The organism is Pseudomonas cedrina subsp. cedrina, from assembly GCF_001983175.1.
Taxonomy (GTDB): Bacteria; Pseudomonadota; Gammaproteobacteria; order Pseudomonadales; family Pseudomonadaceae; genus Aquipseudomonas; species Aquipseudomonas cedrina.
On the sequence record NZ_MNPW01000007.1, the window covers coordinates 378,384 to 398,983 of the forward strand.

4 protein-coding genes are annotated in these 20,600 nt (G+C 61.7%); 2 read left to right on the plus strand and 2 right to left on the minus strand.

The window, feature by feature from the left end; translation table 11 throughout:
* Positions 1 to 261 precede the first annotated feature (261 nt).
* Complete coding sequence (locus BLL36_RS17130; protein WP_076952564.1) at positions 262 to 1,092, minus strand: formyltransferase family protein; 831 nt, start codon at positions 1,090 to 1,092, stop codon at positions 262 to 264.
* Between the two features lie 200 nt (positions 1,093 to 1,292).
* Here BLL36_RS17130 and BLL36_RS17135 point away from each other — a divergent pair, with 200 nt between their 5' ends.
* Both BLL36_RS17135 and BLL36_RS17140 read left to right on the plus strand, forming a co-directional pair.
* A complete protein-coding gene (locus tag BLL36_RS17135) occupies positions 1,293 to 2,945 on the plus strand; it encodes a cyclic peptide export ABC transporter (RefSeq protein WP_076952565.1) in 1,653 nt (550 codons plus the stop codon).
* A gap of 99 nt (positions 2,946 to 3,044) precedes the next feature.
* Complete coding sequence (locus BLL36_RS17140) at positions 3,045 to 5,486, plus strand: TonB-dependent siderophore receptor (RefSeq protein WP_076952566.1); 2,442 nt, start codon at positions 3,045 to 3,047, stop codon at positions 5,484 to 5,486.
* Between the two features lie 149 nt (positions 5,487 to 5,635).
* Here the strand turns inward: BLL36_RS17140 and BLL36_RS17145 are convergent, their stop codons facing one another.
* The gene (locus BLL36_RS17145) at positions 5,636 to 20,596 is read right to left on the minus strand and encodes a non-ribosomal peptide synthase/polyketide synthase (RefSeq protein ID WP_394329491.1); all 14,961 of its coding nucleotides are present in this window, start codon (positions 20,594 to 20,596) and stop codon (positions 5,636 to 5,638) included.
* Positions 20,597 to 20,600: the final 4 nt, after the last annotated feature.

Below are 20,600 nucleotides of genomic sequence, written 5' to 3' on the forward strand. Positions count from 1 at the left end.
CTGTAGTGAGCGGGCTTGTCCCGCGCTGGGTGGCGAAGCCGCCCCAATAAAGGCATCGCCGAGCTTCAGGTAGAATCCGGTCGCCTGGTTTTGGGGCCGCTTCGCAGCCCAGCGCGGGACAAGCCCGCTCACTACAAAGATGTGTAGATACCCATGCTGCGATAGCGCTCTGTCGGTCACATTTATGTTGCTGGCCCACCGCCATCGCAGCGATGCGGCGACCCGACAAGCCAGCTCCCACAGTTTTTAACCGTGTCCGCTTTAGGCGTCTTGCTTGGCCAACAACGCCAACCCTTCATGCAACGCCGGGAACAGGCTGTTGTTGAAGTTGTTCCAGCGTAATTCCAGGATGGTGTCGTCCGGCGAGATCTCGGTCTTGAGCACGTCGTGGAACACCTCGCCCGAATCAATCCCGTTGTCGACGTAATGGAAAGAGGCACCGGTCAGGTACAGCGGCTCCGACGGCTGGGTGGCCTTGGTCGCCCAATCCACCACCGTTTGCCCGCGCGCGCCGTACAACGCGTTCCAGGTCGCATAGGCACCTCGGCGTTCGTAAGGCGATTCAAGGCGGGTAATGCCCGGATGGATGTTCATGATGCGGCGCGCAAACGGTGCACCGGGGCGCACCAGCTCGTCCAGGATCACCAGCAAACCGTCGAGCACCACGACATCGGCCTTCAACTCCACCAGCGTGTCGTGCAGGCGACGCTCGAAATCCTGCTTGCCGGCGATGTGTTCCGCACTGCCGCGCGGCAGGCGCCGGTAGGTGGACGGCACGCTCAGCAGCAAATCATTGACCAGCCGGCCCTGCACGCGCAGGTCGGCCGGGTACAGCCACTGGCGGCCCGGCTTGTAGGCAAATCCGTAGTCGCTGACCAACTGCTGGTCCCGCGGGTTCTGCTCGTCATCGTCGTATACCACGCCCACCAGGTTGTAGGCCTCGCCCAGTGGCGTGTCGTTCAGCGCGCCCGCCAGGGATTCGAGCACCGACATCATGTAGCGCTCGTGGTCCTTGTAGGCCACCGGCTGCCCGGCCTTGTCGGCCGCGGCGTTGCGCAGGGACCACACGTACACCAGATTCTTTTTCGTCATTGTTTCGCTCTCGCTGGATAGATCAGGCACGCACCGATACGCGTGCGCCTACACCACAAGAACGAACCAGCCCCCTGGCAATTTATCCGCCACCGCCACCGCCGGGCACGCGGCGCTAAATAGTCGCGCCAATCCTTCGTTTGTCATGGGTAAGGGTCTGTGTGCCCAGCCCCCCTTTTTCATTATTCCGGGAAGTATTTATGACCGACCCCAAGCGCGGCGCCTTCAAAGGCCTGCTCGCATTGCTCAGGCCCTTTCGCACCATCGTGAGCGTCTCCGTTGCCCTGGGCATGGCCGGTGGCCTGGCGATCACGTTGCTGCTGGCGACCATCAATAACGCCTTGCACTCTTCCACCGGGATGACGCAGGGGGTGATCCTGACATTTGCAGCGTTATGCGTGCTGGCGCTGACCAGTTCGATTGTGTCCGATATCGGCACCAACTACGTGGGGCAGCGGATCATTGCGGCGCTGCGCAAGGATCTCGGCGAAAAAGTGCTGTCGGCCCCCATCGAGCAGATTGAGCAGTATCGCTCGCACCGGCTGATACCGGTGCTGACCCACGACGTCGACACCATCAGTGACTTTTCCTTCGCGTTCACCCCGCTGGCCATCGCGACCACGGTGACGCTCGGCTGCCTGGGCTACCTGGCGTACCTGTCGGTGCCGATGTTCCTGATGATGGTCGTCGCCATCGTGATTGGCAGCACTGTGCAGTTCATCGCCGGGCACAAGGGTATTCGCGGCTTCGACGAAGCCCGGGACCAGGAAGACGAGCTGCAGCGCTACTACTCGGCAATCGCCTCGGGCGCCAAGGAATTGCGCATCCACCGGCCGCGCCGCTACCGCATGAACACCCACCGCATCCAGGAAACCGCCGATCGTATCAGCGACATCCAGGTGCGCTCGGTGAACATCTATATCGTCGCCAAGACCTTCGGCTCGATGTTGTTCTTCGTGGTCATCGGCCTGGCCCTCGCCATGCAAGCCTACAACCCGAACCCGGACCCTGCCGTGATCACCGGCTTCGTGCTGGTGCTGCTGTACATGAAAGGCCCGCTGGAACATGTGGTGGGTTACTTGCCCATCATCGGCAAGGCGCGCATTGCCTTTGCGCGCATTACCGAACTGTCCGAACGTTTCTCGTCCCCCGAGCCGCACCTGCTGATGGACGGCAGCGAAGCGCCAACACCGGTGGTGAACAGCCTTGAGCTGCGCGGCGTCAGCTATAGCCCGCCCCCTGTGGAAGGCAGCGAGCCATTCCATCTGGGCCCGATCAACCTGAACATCAAGCAAGGCGATATCGTGTTTATCGTCGGCGAAAACGGTTGCGGCAAGACCACCCTGATCAAACTGTTGCTGGGCCTGTATCAACCCCAGGCCGGCGAAATCCGCCTCAACGGCGAAACCGTGACCGACCCGATGCGCGATGACTATCGCCAGTTGTTCACCACGGTATTCGCCGATTACTACCTGTTCGATGACCTGGTCCAGGGCAGTGCCACCCAGTCCCTGGACAGCGCCGCGAAATACCTGGAACGCCTGGAAATCGCGCACAAGGTCAGCGTCAAGGACGGCGTATTCAGCACCACCGACCTCTCCACCGGCCAGCGCAAGCGCCTGGCACTGGTCAATGCCTGGCTCGAAGAACGCCCGGTGCTGGTGTTCGACGAATGGGCCGCCGACCAGGACCCGGCGTTTCGACGGGTCTTCTACACAGAGCTGCTACCGGACCTCAAGCGCCTGGGCAAGACCATCATCGTGATCAGCCACGACGACCGTTATTTCGACATTGCCGACCAGTTGGTGCGCCTGCGGGCCGGGAAAGTCATTGCAGAACTGGAGCCCGCATAATTTTTTCCGGTTTACGCGAGTGCGAACGTCTCATATGCAGCAATGAGAACTAACCGCATTCAGCATTTATCTGCCAACGCCTAAAAAGAGAAATAATCCATGCCAGTACGGCTTGCCCTCAGCCCGTTGAGCACCGCAGTTTCCATGCGGCGGGCCTTGAAATTAAACGTTCTGCCCAGCGCCCTGGCCCTTGCGGTCAGCCTGCCGGTGGCGGGTTATGTTCAGGCGCAAGAGTTCGAATTGAACATTCCGGCGCAACCTTTGAGTACCGCGCTGCAGGTGTTCGGTCAACAGACCAACCTGCAGATTCTGTACAGCCCGGACACCGTCAAAGAAAAACGCAGCAGCGCCGTCAGCGGCAAGATGGATCCGGTGCAGGCCATCGAGCGCCTCCTGGGGGGGACAGGCGTGAGCTACAGCTTGCAAGGCAGCTCGATGATCATCAACGCGCCTGGCTCCGGCACAGATGCCGTGGAGCTGGGCGCCACCCAGATCAATGCCAACCAGCTGGGCACCATCACCGAGGGCAGCGGCTCCTACACCCCGGGCACGATTGCGACAGCCACCAAGATGGTGCTGACGCCGCGCGAGACGCCGCAGTCGATTTCCGTGGTCACCCGCCAGACCATGGACGACTTTGGCCTCAACGGCATTGACGATGTAATGCGTCACACCCCGGGCATCACCGTCTCGACCTTCGACAGCGAGCGCACCAACTACTATTCCCGTGGTTTCCCGATCCAGAACTTCCAGTACGATGGCGTACCGACCACTCGAAACGAAGGCTACTCGGCCGGCCAGACCCTCAGCGACATGGCGATCTACGACCGCGTCGAAATACTCAAGGGCACCACCGGCCTGATGACCGGCGCCGGCGGACCCGGCGGCACCATCAACCTGGTGCGCAAGAAGCCGACCGCCGAGTTTCAGGGCCATGTCGGCCTGGGCGCGGGGTCCTGGGACAACTACCGCTCGGAGCTGGACGTAAGCGGCCCCCTGACTGACAGCGGCAACGTACGCGGGCGCGCCGTGGTGGCGTACCAGGACAAGCATTCGTTCATCGACCACTATGAACGCAAGACCAATGTCTATTACGGCATCCTCGAATTCGACCTGTCGCCGGACACCCTGCTGACCGTTGGCGCTGACTATCAGAACAACGATCCCAAGGGGTCCAGTTGGTCGGGTAGCCGCTCGCTGTTCGACGGCGCAGGCAATGACATCAAGTTCGACCGTGGCTATAACAACGGACCAAAATGGAGCAGTTGGGGCCAATACAGCCGCAGTGTATTCGCCACCCTGGAACATGCCCTGGATAACGGCTGGGTCGCCAAGGCCAACTACAGCAACCAGCTCAATGGCTATAACGCGCCATTGGGTTACGCTTCGCCAATCGAGGATTCCACCGACAGAGTCTCGGTCTACGGTTCCAAGTTCACCGGCAAAACGATCAGCAATAACGGTGACTTCTATCTCTCCGGGCCGTTCAGCCTGGGCGGCCGTGAGCACCAATTGGTCGTCGGGTCCTCAATTTCGCGTTCGCATTGGGAAGGCAATGACTATTACGGTTACGAAGCCACCTATCGAGACAGCAATAACTTTCCTATGTACGAGTGGAACGGCGACAGCCTGGAGCCACAATGGGGCCCGGCACACGAGAAAGACGACATCACCCGCCAGGCGGCCGTCTACTTCTCGACACGCCTGAGCCTCACCGATGACCTGTCCCTGTTGCTTGGCTCACGCCTGACCGACTACCGGCTGACCGGCACCAACGACTCGCGCGAGACCGGCAAGCTCATCCCGTATGCGGGCGTGGTGTACGACCTGAACAAAAATTTCTCGGTGTACGGCAGCTATACCTCGATCTTCATGCCCCAGCAGCTACGTCCAGACCGCAACAACAAAATGGTCGAGCCCGACGAGGGCGAGAACTACGAAATCGGCCTGAAGGGCGAGTTCTACGACGGCCGTCTGAACGCCAGTCTCGCCTACTTCGAGATTCATGAGTCGAACCGAGCCGAGGAAGACAGCGAGTACAACAACAACATGCCGGCCAACTCGCCTGTCGAGTGGGCCTACATGGGCGTCCAGGCCAAGACCAAGGGCTATGAAGCCGAGATCTCCGGTGAGCTGCTGCCTGGCTGGCAGGTGCAGGCAGGCTACACCCACAAAGTGATCCGCGATGACGATGGCAAGAAGTTTTCTACCTGGGAGCCTCAGGACCAGTTGAACTTTTACACCAGCTACAAGCTGACCGGTGCGCTCGACAAGCTGACCCTCGGCGGCGGCGCCCGCTGGCAGGGCGAGGCCTGGCAGGATGTCTACAATCGCGGCAAACGCGTGACGCAGCGGTTCTCCCAGGATCCTTACTGGCTGGTCGACGCAATGGCGCGCTACCAGATCACCAAAAACCTGTCGGCCTCGTTGAACGTCAACAACGTATTCGACAAGCGCTACTACACCAACATCGGCTTCTACACCTCGTCCTACTCCGGCGACCCACGCAACGTAATGGTATCTACGCGTTGGGATTTCTGATGTGACTGGCTGACACCCGCGACACTCAACACCCTGCGCAGGCCAAACCTTCGCAGGGTGTTTTTTATGGGTGATCATTCGTCAACTCATGCATACGAAAAAGCCCCGGGCCACACCAAGTGGCCTGGGGCTTTCTGTTCAACCGGTCTTTACTCCATGACGGTCACAAAGCTGCGGACGAACTCAGCGTTGTCGATGATGCGCTCATGATCCACTTCAATTACCACCGATCGCACCACGCAACCCTGGCCGATCACCCGTTCCATGCCAGCCTCTATCAGCGCCCTGTGTTGGCCCGCACGGCTCATGGCCGCCCACCAGCAACTGACGGGCGCCTGGAGTGCCTTGAAGTCGGCCTGTTCCAGGCGCTTGAACAAGGTGCGGTCAACTTCCCAGGATATCTGCGCTTCGTTGCCGCCCAGCAGCTCTTGCTGAATATCGCGGAACGCCTCACCCAGGGATCTCTCGGCCCACTCGACGAAGGCCGTCCATTGCTGTTCCTCATCCACGGTGCCCGCCTGCATGTCCTGCCAAGCGGCATAGATGGGCTGCGCATACTCTGGGAACATTACGCCCAGCAGCGCCACGCGCCGATCGTTTTCGGGTATCTCGCTCTCATCGGTGATAACTGCCGCGTCCCAATACTGAGTCAGCCAGCGCGGTGGCGCGGAGTCGATCCAACCGACGAATTCCACCTGCCGGCCCGCCTGTTCAAGAGCATGAGCCACCTCAACCGCCAGGTTGCCACCCAATGACCAGCCGGCCAGGCGGAAAGCACCTTCGGGCCGGGCATCCAGCAACTGCGCCGTGTACTCCTCGACCATGGCGGCCCACGCCGGCACTTCTGCACCCTCCTCGGCCAATGCGCGACAGATCACACCCACTACTGGTCGCTGTTCACGCAGCGCCAGGGCCAATGCCTTGTAGCAATGCACAGAACCGTAGCTGGGGTGGAACAGGTAGAGCGGCGTGCCTTCGACCTGTCCGTTGAGCGGGACCAGCAGCGAACGACGCGTGGTTCCTTCCAGGCAGCGGATCTGCGCACTCACGGTCGGGTTGAGCATCAATTGGCTGACTGAAAGACCGATACCGCTGGCCTTGCGAATCCGCTCCTTGAGCATCAGTACCAACAGCGAATGGCCTCCCAGTTCGAAGAAGTTGTCGTTCACTCCCACGCGTTCCACACCGAGCACATCTGCCCAGATTGCGGCGATTTTCTGTTCAAGCTCGGTTTGGGGCGCTTCGAATCGCTGGATCGACTGGGCGTCCGGCTTCGGCAGTGCCTTGCGATCCAGCTTGCCGTTAGGGCTCAAAGGCATTTGCTGCAGCAGGACCCATTGCGCCGGCACCATGTAGTCTGGCAAGTGGGTTGCCAAGTGAGTACTGAGGGCTTCTCGCCAGTCCTCATCCTGGGCCTGCAAGACCAGGTAGCCCACCAGATGTTTGCTGTCCACTGCCAGCACAGCCGCCTCCTTCACCCAATCGTGCTCCAGCAGACGCGCTTCGATTTCACCCAGCTCAATACGCAAGCCACGCAGTTTGACCTGGTGGTCGATACGCCCGGCGTACTCGATCACACCGTCGGTGCGATAACGAGCCAGGTCGCCGGTACGGTACAGGCGCTCGCCGTGAGCGAACGGGTGCGCTATAAAGCGCTCGGCGCTCAGCCCCGGGCGACGATGGTAACCGCGCGCCAGGCCCACGCCGCCCAGGAACAGCTCGCCCAACACGCCTGCCGGAACCGGCTCTAAATGACTGTCGAGAACGTAGCAACCCAGGTTGGCAATCGGCTTACCGATCGGCACTGCATCGCGGCCTTCGTCCATGCAGGTCCAGTGGGTCACGTCGATAGCGGCTTCGGTCGGGCCGTAAAGGTTGTAAAGCGCGGTCTGCGGCAGCTTGGTGAACACGTGTTGCTGAGCATCCACCGGCAACGCTTCCCCGCTGCACACAATACGCAGCAGGCTGGTGCAGGTAGATACGTTCGAGTCCTGCACGAACGCCTGCAACATTGACGGCACGAAATGCAGCGTGGTGACCTGCTCTTGATTGATCAGACTGACCAGTTTGCCCGGATCGCGATGGTCCCCGGGCGCGGCGACCACCAGGCGTGCGCCGGTCATCAATGGCCAGAAGAACTCCCACACGGATACGTCGAAACTGAACGGGGTTTTCTGTAGCACCGTATCGCTTGCACCCAGGGCGTACGCCTCTTGCATCCAGCACAGGCGGTTGGTCAACGCGCGATGGCGGTTGCCCGCCCCTTTGGGTTGGCCTGTGGAGCCGGAGGTGTAGATCACATAGGCCAGGTTTTCGCCGTCCACGGCGATATCCGGGTTGTCATCGCTGTAGTCTTCAAAGCCGGCTTGATCCAACACCAGAGTTTCCAACCCCTGGGGAATCGGCAACTGCTCCAGCAGATGGGCCTGAGTCAGCAGCAGCTTCACACCGCTGTCATCGAGCATATAGGCCAGACGCTCGCGCGGGTATTCGGGGTCCAGCGGTACGTAGGCACCACCGGCCTTGAGCACCGCCAGCAAGCCCACCACCATTTCGATGGAACGCTCCACGGCCAGGCCCACCAGCACGTCCGGCCCCACACCCGCTTCGATCAAGCGATGCGCCAGGCGATTGGCCCGGCGGTTCAGTTCGGCGTAGCTCAGGCGTTGCGCACCAGACACCAAGGCAGGTGCTTGCGGCGTCAGGGCAACCTGGTCTTCAATCAACTGATGCACGCCACATTGCAACGGATACTCACGCGCCGTCGCGTTCCAGCCCTCGACGATCAGTTGGCGCTGTGCCGAAGGCAATGATGGCAGGTCCGCCAGGCGCTCCGTCTGTGGCAGTGTCAGTGCTTGCAGCAATTGCTGGAAATGCTCCGCCAGATTAACGATGTGCTGCGCGTCGAAGGCAGCGTGATCGTAATTGAACTCCACCGCCAGGCTGTCGCCCATGGCCAGCAGAACGGTCAGCGGATAGTGGGTCTGTTCCAGGCTTTCCATCACACCGAAACGCAACCCTGCCGGAGAACCCTGCTCCAGCGCTTCGGACACTGGATAGTTCTCGAATACCAGAATGCTGTCGAACAGCGCCTCGCCACCGAGCCCGGCCCAGCGCTGAATCTCGAACAACGGCGTGTGCTCCTGCTCACGCAGGCGCAGGTTTTGCCCCTGCACCTGTTGCAACCAGGCGTCCACGCTCAACTGCGGGCTTGGCGTTGCCACTACCGGCAGTGTGTTGATGAACAAGCCAACCTGTTGCTCGATGCCCGGCAATTCGGCGGGCCGCCCCGCGACAGTAGCGCCAAACGCGACGGTGTCCAGGCCGGTATGGCGCTGCAACAACAGGAGCCAGGCCGCTTGCACCAACGTATTGAGGGTCACCTTGTGACGCTGGGCAAAGGTCTTCAGGTGTTCCGTCGCCGCGGGCTCCAGGGCCAGCCGATGAATACCATTGACCTGAGACACGCCCTGTTCACGGGCGATGCCACGAGACAGTCGGGTTGGCTCCTGCAAACCCGCGAGCTGGGCCTTCCAGAAGGTCTCGCTGGTGAGCGGATCCTGCGCCTGCAACCAGCCGATGTAGTCCCGGTAACGTCCGTTCGGCGCCTGCACTGACGCGCCGGCGTACTGCTGCAGCACCTCGCCGAACAACTGCGAGGCACTCCAGCCATCCATCAGGATATGGTGATTGGTGTAAATCAGATGGTGGCTGTCGGCCCCGGTACGTACCACCACCAGGCTCAGCAAAGGTGCCTGCTCGAGTTCGAAGCCTTCGGCACGCACGGTTTGCGCCAGCGTGTCGAGCGCTACGTCACGGTCTGCTCGATGCCGCCAGTCATGCTCGACCAAAGGTACCCGCGCCGTCTTGTAAACCACCTGCAACGGCTGCTCCAGTTCGGTTTGCCAGAGGAACCCCGTACGCAGGATATCGTGGTGCTCCAAAGCGGCCTGCCAGGCTATCTGGAAACGCGCCACATCCAGCCCCTGCACGTCGACGCGCATCTGGTTGATGTAGTCGCCGGAGCCCTGGCCATACAGGGATTGGAACAACATGCCCTGTTGCATGGGTGACAGCGGGTAAATGTCTTCGACTTGAGCCAGCGGCAGCGCCAGGCCATCCAACTGGACCTGGCTCAAGCGTGCCAGCGGAAAATCCGATGGTGTGGCGCCGGCCTGCTCCGGCTGGCAGCAATGGTCGATCAAGGCCTTGAGTTCTTCGCCATAGTCGTCGGCCAATTGCTGAATAACTGCCTGATCGAACATACGCTGGCTGAACCCCCAGTTCAGGTTCAGCTCGCCGCCATACACTTGTCCATTGATTTCAAGCCAGTTGCCCAGCGACGCGTCCGGGCTCTGATCTGCACCGGCAGCATCACCGGAAGGCGCAAACAGCCCCTGGTGTTCATTGCCATCAAACGTTGCGTCAAACTGGCCCAAGTAGTTGAACGTGATGCGTGGCTGCGGCAAACGTGCCAATGCGTCACGCACCTGGGGCTGCCCCAGGTAACGCAGGGCACCAAAACCGATGCCTTTGTCGGGAATGGCGCGCAGTTGCTCCTTGATCCCCTTCAATGAGCCCGCCAGATCGTTAGCTGGGGTGAGTTTTATCGGGTAAATGCTGGTGAACCAGCCGACAGTGCGCGTCAGGTCGATATCATCAAACAGGTCTTCGCGGCCATGCCCCTCCAAGCGGATCAAGGTCGAGGCGTGTCCGGTCCAGCGCCCGATCACCCGGGCCAGCGCCGTCAGCAACAGGTCATTGATCTGGGTGCGATAAGCTGCGGGAGCGTCCTGCAACAGGCGTCGCGTCTGGCCGACGTCCAGATGCGTGGTCGCACTGCCTGCATGGCGGTTACTCAAGCTCGCCCCCGGATTGGCGCCCGGCAGATCGGGCTCGGCGCCATGCAATTGAGCTTGCCACCACGCCAGCTCCCGGGTCAGTGCTTCGCCCTGGGCGTACCGCTGCAGGCGCTGCGCCCAATCACGGGTCGAACTGGTCTTGGCGGGCAATGCCACTGGGCTGCCACCGGCGAGTTGGCGATAGGCAGTTTGCAGGTCTTCGAGGAGAATCCGCCACGATACGCCGTCCACCACCAAATGGTGGATGACCAGCAGCAAGCGCTGCGAACCGTCGTCCAGTTGAACCAGCACCGCTCGCAGCAAAGGGCCGTGTTCGAGGTCAAGGCTGCGTTGGGCCTCCTCGCCCAGCGCGGCGAGTTCTTCGATATCGTGCAGGGCACTTTGCCACAGCACCGCGTCGGCCTGGTGTTGCTCGGCTGCGCGATAGGCGCCCTGCCAGCCATCCGCGTCCCGAACGAACCGCGAACGTAGCGCATCGTGATGCACGAGCAGCGCCTGCAAGGCCTGGACCAGTAATGCAACATCCAGATGCTCATGGGGATGCAGCACCACCGACTGGTTCCAGTGATGACGCTCGGCAATCTCATCGGCAAAGAATGCCTGCTGGATCGGCAACAGCAACATCTGGCCACTCAAGGCAGCCTGATTGATCATCAGCCCTTGGTCACCCTGGCGCGCGACACCGGCCAGGCTGTGTACGGTCTGGTGCTGGAACAGATCCTTGGGCGTGAACCGGATACCGGCCTGTCGCGCACGGCTGACCACCTGGATCGAGATGATCGAGTCACCGCCCAGCTCAAAGAAATTGTCGTTCAGCCCTACTTGCGGCAAACGCAGCACGTCGGCCCAGATCGCCGCGAGTTGTTGTTCCAGCTGGCTGCGCGGCGCCACGTAAGCTTGCTGCAACAGGCTTGCGTCCGCTGGCGGCAAACCCTTGCGGTCCAGTTTTCCGTTGGGGGTCAGCGGCATTTGCGCCAGGAACATGAAGTACGTGGGCACCATGTAATCCGGCAAACAGGTTTTCAAGGCGCGACGCAGGCTTTCGCGCAGCTCGGTTTCATTCGCCGCGCTGGCGTCTGCCAGTACCACGTAGGCCACCAACTGTTTACCGCTCGGGCCTTCCTGCGCCACCACCACGGTTTCACCCACGTTCTCCTGCTCGCGTAGACGGGCTTCGATTTCGCCAAGTTCGATACGGAACCCGCGGATTTTCACTTGGTGATCGACGCGGCCAAGGTAATCAACAACGCCATCCGCGCGCCCACGGGTCAGGTCGCCACTGCGATACACACGGCTGCCAGGTTTGCCGAACGGGTCCGGCACGAAACGTTCGGCCGTGAGTGCCGGACGCTCCAGGTAACCTCGGGCCACGCCTTCGCCACCCAAGTACAACTCACCGGCGACACCCATGGGTTGCAGGTTGAGCTGAGCATCCAGCACGTAGCCGCTGCGGTTGCCGAGCAGCGTGCCGATCGGGGCATAGACTGCCCCGCACGGGTCGCCTCTGCGCGCCTTCCACAGCAGCGGTGTGACCACGGTTTCGGTTGGGCCGTAACCGTTGAACAGGTAGGTCGGTTTGAGGGCCCGCCAGGCCAGGTCGTAGCTGGCTTGTGCTACAGCGTCACCGCCAAAGCAGTAGACACGAACCGCCGGCGGGTTACCGTCACGCTCGGCATGCTCGGCCAGCTGTTGCAGATAGACCGGCGGGAAAACCGCCATGGTCACGTGATGGCGATGCATCTGTTCGTAGGTGTATTCCGGTAGCCATAGGCTGTCATCACGGATCAACACACTGGCACCGTTGATCAGCGGGTGCATCCATCCTTCGTGGGAGCCATCAAAAGCGAACGACATGAAGTGCAACTCGCAATCGGCCGGCGATGTTTCATAACGCTCGCCAGTGGCGATGATATGCGCCACCAAAGGACCATGGGACACCGCCACACCCTTGGGCATGCCGGTAGAACCGGAGGTGTAGATCACATAGGCCAGGTTGTCGCCATCCAGCTCGACATGCGGCGCCACATCACTGTGGTGCGCCCACGCTTCTGTATGGTCGATGGCCAGGCAGTCCAGGCCTTCGGCAATCGGCAATTGCCGCTGCACCGTCGTATGGGTCAACAGCAACTTCGCACGGCTATCCCGCATCATGTACAGCAGACGGTCACGGGGGTATTCCACGTCCAGCGGCACATACACGCCACCCGCTTTCAACACCGCGATAAACGCCACCATGATTTCGGCGCTGCGCGGCATGGCAATGGCCACGCGCACTTCCGGACCGACGCCACGGGCGATCAGGGCATGGGCCAGGCGGTTGGCCTGGCGGTCCAGCTCACCGTAGGTCAGTGTCTGCGCGTCGAACTTCACCGCCACCGCTTCGGGGTTTTCCCGCGCACGGTCGGCGAACATTTCGTGCACCTTGCGCTCGGCCGGAAACCCTGCGTCGGTGCGATCCCACAGTTGCAGGATTTGCTGGCGTTCAGCCGGGTCAAGCAAGTTCAGCTGACCGATGCTCTGTCGTGGATCCGCAACCATACCCTGCAACAGGTTCTGCCAGTGACGGGCCATGCGTTCGATGGTCGAAGCATTGAACAGGTCGGTGGCGTAACCCAAGGTTGCCCAGATGCTCTCGGCGCCCTCATGCACATCCAGGTCCAGATCGAAATGCGAGGTCTGGCTTTCCCACTCCATGCCTTCGACACGCAATGCGGACAGTTGATGCCCTGTGCCGCCCAGGCGCGCTTCGGTCTGATGATTGAACATGACTTGGAACAGCGGGTTGAGGCTCAAGCTGCGTTCGGGCTGCAGCGCTTCCACCAGTTGTTCGAACGGCAGGTCCTGATGTTCCTGGGCTTCAAGCGAACGTTGTCGAACCTGCCGCAGCAGTTGCAACACCGAAGTCTGCTGGTCGAAATCGGCCTTGAGCACCTGAGTGTTGACGAAGAAGCCAAGCAACCGTTCAGTCTCGACCCGGTTGCGGTTGGCGATCGGCACTCCCACGCGCACATCTTCCTGGCCGCTGTAGCGGTGCATGAGTGCCTGGAACGAGGCCAGCAACAGCATGAACATCGTCACGCCTTCGCGCTGCGCCAGGGCCTTGAGGTCTACGACCAATGCCGGCGGCAACTCCACGAACAGACGAGCACCGCGATGGCTTTGCTCGGCCGGGCGCTGGTGGTCGAAAGGCAGTTCAAGCACCGGTTGCTCGCCACCGAGCAAATCCTGCCAATAGGCCAGCTGCCGTTGTTTCTCACCGGCGTCCATCCACTCACGCTGCCAACGGGCGTAATCGGCGTACTGGATCGGCAAGGCCGGCAGTTGCAAATCCTGGCCCTGGCTGTAGGCGCTATACAACTGCACCAGCTCATCGACCATGATCTGCATCGACCAACCATCCGAGACGATATGGTGCTGCACCAGCACCAGCACATGGTCCTCGTCACCCAGGCGCAGCAGCGTGGCCCGTAGCAACGGCCCCGCCTGCAAGTCGAAGGGCCTGGCGATCTGCGCCTCGACCTGCGCCTTGACTTGCGCTTCATCGCTCTGGACCAACGCAATCTCGACACGTGCGTCTGGCTGGATCACCTGCACCGTCTGTTCATCGCCCTGGTACAAGTGGGTGCGAAGGCTTTCATGACGCGCCACCAGCGCATCGAAGCTGCGCTGCAGCGCATCCAGGTCCAGCGGCCCCTGAAGGCGCAAGGCGCTGGGCACGTGGTAAGCCGCGCTGTCAGGATCAAGCAGCCATAGGAACCACTGGCGCTCCTGAGCGTAGGACAACACCAGAGGCAAATCACGCGAAGCCGCCACCAACGCAGGCGCTGCTGCTCCCTCGCGCTTGCCCTCGGTGTGCAGCGCGGCCACAAACCCGTCCAGGCGCGGCTGCTCGAACAACACGCGCAACGGCAACTCGATACCCAGGTTGTGACGCAGGCGTGAAGCCACTTGCATGGCCAGCAATGAATGACCACCCAACTCGAAGAAATGGTCGTTGAGGCCGATGCGTTCGACGCCGAGAATATCGGCCCAGATCGCGGCGACCTGCTGTTCCAACGCACTGACGGGCGCCACCCAGTGGTGGGCTGCCTGGCTCGCCTCCGGACGCGGCAAGGCATGGCGATCCAACTTGCCGTTGGGGCTCAGCGGCAACCGTTCCAGGAACATGAAGTGCGCCGGCACCATGTAATCCGGCAGTTCATCACGCAGGACGGCACGGATCCGCTCACGCAATTCAGGCAGTTCGGATTCCGGCTGTTGAGTGACCAGGTAGGCGATCAGTTGCTGGTCGGCGGCAATCACTAACGCGTCGCGCACCCCCTCCTGTGCCAGCAGGCGGGACTCGATTTCGCCCAGTTCGATACGGAAGCCACGCACCTTGACCTGGTGGTCGATGCGACCGATGTATTCGATCACCCCGTCGGCACGGTAGCGAGCCAGGTCGCCCGTTCGGTAGAGACGCCCGCCGCCTGCCGGGTCGAAGGGATCGGGAATAAACCGCTCGGCCGTCAGCGCTGCGCGGTTGAAGTAACCCCGTGCCAGCAGTGGCCCGCCAATCACCAGCTCGCCCGCCACACCCACAGGCACTAGATTGAGGCTCGCATCCAGCAGATAGATGGCGCGGCCGTCCAATACGCGACCAATCGGCATCATCTGTGTGACAGCTTCGCTGCCATCCACATAGCCCGCGCAGTCCAGAGCGGTTACCGTGACGGTCGCTTCCGTGGGGCCATAGGTATTGAGCAGACGTACATGGCCCAACCCCGCCTCACGCCAGCAAGCGAGTCCTTCCGGTGGCATTGCTTCACCGCCTGCATGCACCTGACGCAGAAGACCGTAGTCGCGTACGCCACGCTCGGCAAAATCACGCGCGATCAAGTGCCAGTAGGCGGTGGTGAGGTCGACTACCGAAATTTCATGCTCGATCAGTTGGTTATAGAAGGTGTCGCTGTCCCACAGCTCACCGCCCCGCACCACCACGGCGGCGCCACAACACAGCGCCGGGTACAGCTGTTCGACAAAGCCGTCGAAGTTGAAGGTACCGAATTGCAAAACGCGGTCAGTGGGTGTCAGTTCGAACAGTTCGATAAACACTTCAACATGCCGCGCCAACGATGCCTGGTCAATACCCACGCCCTTGGGACGCCCGGTGGAGCCAGAGGTAAACATCAGATAAGCCAGGTTCGCCGGGAACGCACGCGCCCAAGGGTTACTGTCTGGATATTCGGCCAACCAATCCGGGGCCGCTTCCAGGCAAATCAATGCCAGGCCGGCGCTGATCGGCAAGCGCTCCAGCAGGCCTTGCTGGGTCAGCAACAACTGCAAGCCGCTGTCTTCGATCATGCATTGCAGGCGATCGCGGGGGTATTGCGGGTCCAGGGGCACATAGGCGCCGCCTGCCTTGAGTACCGCCAACAGCGCAACGATCATCTCCAGCGAGCGGTCCACCGCCACACCGACCAGGCTGTCGGCTCCCACGCCCTGTTCAATCAGTTTGTGCGCCAGGCGGTTGGCCCGCGCGTTGAGGTCCGCATAGGTCATGCGCCGCTGATCCATGATCAACGCAATGGCCTGCGGTTGATTCGCCACCTGTTGTTCGAATTTATGCAGCACGCTGCTGTGGGCTGCACGCGCCGGTTGCGACGGGTTCCACTCGTGCAGGATCTGCGCCCGTTCATCACGGCCCAGAATCGGCAAGTCGGCGACGCACAGGCGAGCGTTGCTCACCAACCCTTTGAGCAGGGTTTGCCAGTGCGCGGCGAAGCGCTGCAAGGTACTGGCGTCGAATAGCGCCGTTGCGTAAGTCAGCGAAGCCAGCAGGCCTTCGGCAGTCTCTTCGGTGTCCAGGCTCAGGTCGAAATGTGCCGTATGGCTGTTCCACGCCAGTCCTTCCACGCGCAGGCCAGGCAATGACTGACCGTCAGGATTGGCTTGGGCGGCCGACTGATGGTTGAACATCACCTGGAAAAGCGGATTGTGGCTCAGGCTGCGTTCGGGCTGCAGGGCCTCGACCAATTGTTCAAATGGCAAGTCTTGATGAGCCTGTGCTCCCAGCGCCTGCTCCTTGACCTGCCGCAAAAGCTGGGAAAAGGTCATATGACCGTCAATCTCGGCCTTGAGCACTTGGGTGTTGACGAAAAAGCCGATCAGTTGCTCGGTTTCCAGACGGTTGCGGTTGGCGATGGGCACGCCGACGCGGATATCCGGCTGGCCGGTGTAGCGGTACAGCAGCGACTGGAAGGAGGCGAGCAGCAGCATGAACATCGTGACGCCTTCGCGCTGCGCCAGTGCGCGCAAGCCCTCGACCAAAGCCGGTTGCAGCACCAGGTCCAGACGCGCGCCCTGATAGTTCTGCATCGCCGGGCGCGGACGATCCAGCGGCAACTCCAGCACAGGTTGCACCTCTCCCAAACGGGCACGCCAGTAAGCCAACTGGCGGTCCTTTTCGCCCGCCTCCATCCAGGTACGCTGCCATTGGGCATAGTCGGCGTATTGAATCGGCAAATCCGCCAATGTTGGCTCACGGCCCTGACTGTAGCTGGCATATAGGCTCACCAACTCGTCGACCATCACTTGCATCGACCAGGCATCCGACACGATATGGTGCTGAACCAGCACCAGCACATGTTCGTGCTCGTTCAGTTGCAACAGGTTAATGCGCAACAGCGGCCCCGCCTGCAAGTCGAACGGCTTGGCGATTTCGCCTTCCACCCAGGCCTGCAACCGAACGGGCTCGGTCGAGTCGAGCACGTGGTATCCGATGACTGGATCGGCTTGTTCGATCACACGCTGGACGGTTTGGTCCGGGCCGGCAAAAAACACCGTGCGCAAGGTTTCATGGCGCTGAACCAGAGTTTTGAAAGCCAGTTGCAGCGCCGCACGGTCAAGCGTGCCCAGCAGGCGCAACGCGGCCGGAATGTGATAAGCCGCACTGTCTGGTTCAAGTTGCCAGAGGAACCACTGGCGCTCCTGCGCATACGAGAGCAGCAACGGCTGTTCGCGATTGGCGAGGGGAATCCGTACGACGCCGGTGCCCTTCTCACCCAGCGTTTGTATAAACGCAGCCAAGACCGGCTGCTCAAATAAGCTTTTGAGTGCCACGTCGATCGCCAGCGCCTGGCGTACCCGCGATACCACGCGAGTTGCCAGCAACGAGTGACCGCCCAGCTCGAAGAAATGATCTTCCAGGCCAACCTGCGCCACGCCCAGCACCTCAGCCCAGATCGCAGCCACCTGCCGCGCCTTCTCGCCGACCGGTGCAACATAGCGTTTTTGCAACAGGCTGGCGTCCGGCTTCGGCAAAGCCCTGCGGTCCAGCTTGCCGTTCGGCGTCAATGGCAGCCGGGTCAAAAACAGCAGGTGCGCCGGCACCATATAGTCCGGCAGCACCTTGCGCAGCGCGGCCTTGAGCGCCTCGCGCAAGGCACCCTGCTCGGCCTCCAAGGTCGCGGTGTGCGTCACCACATACCCCAGAAGCTGATCATCCTCCGCCACCACCACAGCCTCGCGCACCTCGGCCTGCTCCCGCAGGCACGCCTCAATTTCCCCCAGTTCGATACGGAACCCCCGCACCTTGACCTGATGGTCGACGCGGCCGATGTATTCGACCACGCCGTTCACGCGGTAACGCGCCAGGTCGCCCGTGCGGTACAGTCGCTCGCCGTTGCGGGCAAAGGGGTTGGGCACAAAGCGCTCGGCGGTCAGCGCCGCTCGGCCGTGATAACCGCGGGCCAGGCCGACGCCGCCGATCAGCAGTTCGCCACTGGCGCCTACCGGGCAAGGGGTAAGTTCGGCATTGAGGATAAACAGTGAGGTATTGGCAATCGGGCGGCCGACAAAAGGCACTGGTTCAGCCAGCAGGTGGGCCGCCGACCAGATGGTGGTTTCCGTCGGGCCGTACAGGTTCCATACCCTGCCCTGCTGGGCCAGCATGCGCTGGGCCAGGTCGGCCGGCAGCGCTTCGCCACCGCACAGGCACTTGACCCCGTGCAGTGAGGCGCGGCGTTCGCTGTCGAGCAGCATGCGCCAAGTCGATGGCGTGGCTTGCAGCACATTGATCGCCTGGTCATGCAGCAGACTCAGGATCGCTTCCGGGTCCTGGGACACTGCCTTGTCCGCCACGACCACCGTGGCGCCTGCCGACAGGGGGACGTAGAGTTCAAGGGCGAAAATATCGAAGGAGAACGTGGTCAACGACAGCAGCCGCGCATCCGAGTCGATGCCCAGGGTATCGGCCATGCCCTGGGTGAAGCTGCTCAGTGCGCCATGACACACCATCACACCCTTGGGTTTGCCGGTAGAGCCGGAGGTGTAGATCACATAGGCCAGGTGCTCGCCGGTCAGCTCGATAGGCGGATTGTCACCGCTGTGGTGCGCGTCCTCCTGCTCGCTCATGAACAGCACTTGCTGGTCCGCCGCCAGGGGCAGGCGTTCGTGCAGGTCGCCGGCGGTCAACAAGACGCGTGCGCGGCTGTCTTCGAGCATGAACGCCAGCCGGTCGGCCGGGAACTGCGGGTCGAGCGGCACGTAGGCACCACCGGCCTTGAGGGTCGCCAGCAAGGCCAGCACCATGTCCACCGAGCGATCCAAGGCGACGGCCACCAGCACGTCCGGTCCAACACCGGCCGCGCGCAAGCGATGGGCCAGGCGATTGGCGCGCAGGTTCAACGCGGCGTAGCTCAGCGCTTGGCCATTGCAGACCAGCGCCGTCGCGTCCGGGCGGGCCCGCGCCTGGGCTTCCAGCAGGCGATGCACACCCACATCCTGCGCGAATGCCTGGTGCGTCTGATTCCAGGCGTGCACCTGTTGCTGCCATTGCTCATCGTCCAGCAACGGCAGCTCGCCAACCCGGCCGTTGCAATCCTGGACCACCAAGTGCAACAGACGATGCCAGTGCGCAAAAAAACGTTCCAGGCCCGGCGCATCAAACAGGTCGGTGGCATAGGTCAGGGACGCCTGGATACCGTCGGCCGATTCCTGGGTGTCCAGGTTGAGGTCGAACTGCGACGTCTGGCTTTCCCACTCCAGCCCCTGCACCTGCAGGCCTGGGACGCTGCCGCCGCCACGCTGGGTGTCGGTCTGGTGGTTGAACATCACCTGGAACAACGGGTTGTAGCTCAGGCTGCGCTCCGGCTGCAGCGCTTCCACCAGTTGCTCAAACGGCAAGTCTTGATGCGCCTGGGCCTCCACCGCGCGCTGTCGGGTTTGTTGCAGCAGCTCACGGAACGTCATCTGACCGTCGATATCGGCCTTGAGAATCTGGGTATTGACGAAAAAGCCGATCAGCCGCTCGGTCTCCATCCGGTTGCGGTTGGCCACCGGCACGCCGATACGAATATCGCCCTGGCCGCTGTAGCGATGCAGCACCGCCTGGAACGACGCCAGCAGCAGCATGAAGACCGTCACACCTTCGCGCTGTGCCAGACGCTTGAGGCCCGCCACCAGCGTCGCTTCGAACGTCAGGTCGAGCCGCGCGCCACGGTAGCTCTGCACCGCAGGCCGTGGGCGATCCATCGGCATTTCCAATACCGGTTGCTCGCCGCCGAGCATGCCGGTCCAGTAACCCAGTTGGCGCTCGCGCTCGCCCGCGTCCATCCAGCTGCGTTGCCACAGCGCATAGTCGGCGTATTGAATCGGCAAGGCCGGCAATTGCAGGTCCTGGCCCTGGACATTGGCGGCGTAGAGCTGGACCAGTTCGTCGACCATCACCTGCATCGACCAGCCATCGGACACGATGTGATGCTGTACCAGCACCAGCACATGCTCCTGGGGCGCCAGGCGCAGCAACTTGACCCGCAACAGCGGGCCTTGCTGCAGATCGAACTGCTGGGCGATCTCAGCTTCCACCAGGCTTTTGAGATCCGATTCCCGGGCGTCAACCAGCGCAATTTCCACCCGTGCCTGCTCGGCAATGACCTGCAAGGCACTGTCGCCGTCCTCCTGCACGTGCGTGCGCAGGCTCTCATGACGCATCAACAGCGCGTCAAAGCTGCGCTGCAATGCGTCCACATCCAGGTGGCCGGTCAGACGCAGGGCCCTCGGCACGTGATAGGCCGAGCTCTGCGGCTCCAACTGCCACAGGAACCACTGCCGCTCCTGGGCATAAGAGAGTCGAAGCGGCTCACCTTCCTGGCGTTTGAAAACCGGGGCGATCTCAAACAGGTTGATACCTTGCTGCTTGAGCATGACCGCCAACGCTTTCTTTTGCTGCGCCGAAAGTGACCCTACCGACTCGATTAATGCTTGCACGCCA

What these genes read in the sequence shown, in the direction of transcription:
- BLL36_RS17130 (WP_076952564.1), bottom strand. Translation starts at nt 1,092, where the DNA reads ATGACGAAAAAGAATCTGGTGTACGTGTGGTCCCTGCGCAACGCCGCG.
- BLL36_RS17140 (WP_076952566.1), top strand. Translation starts at nt 3,045, where the DNA reads ATGCCAGTACGGCTTGCCCTCAGCCCGTTGAGCACCGCAGTTTCCATG.
- BLL36_RS17135 (WP_076952565.1), top strand. Translation starts at nt 1,293, where the DNA reads ATGACCGACCCCAAGCGCGGCGCCTTCAAAGGCCTGCTCGCATTGCTC.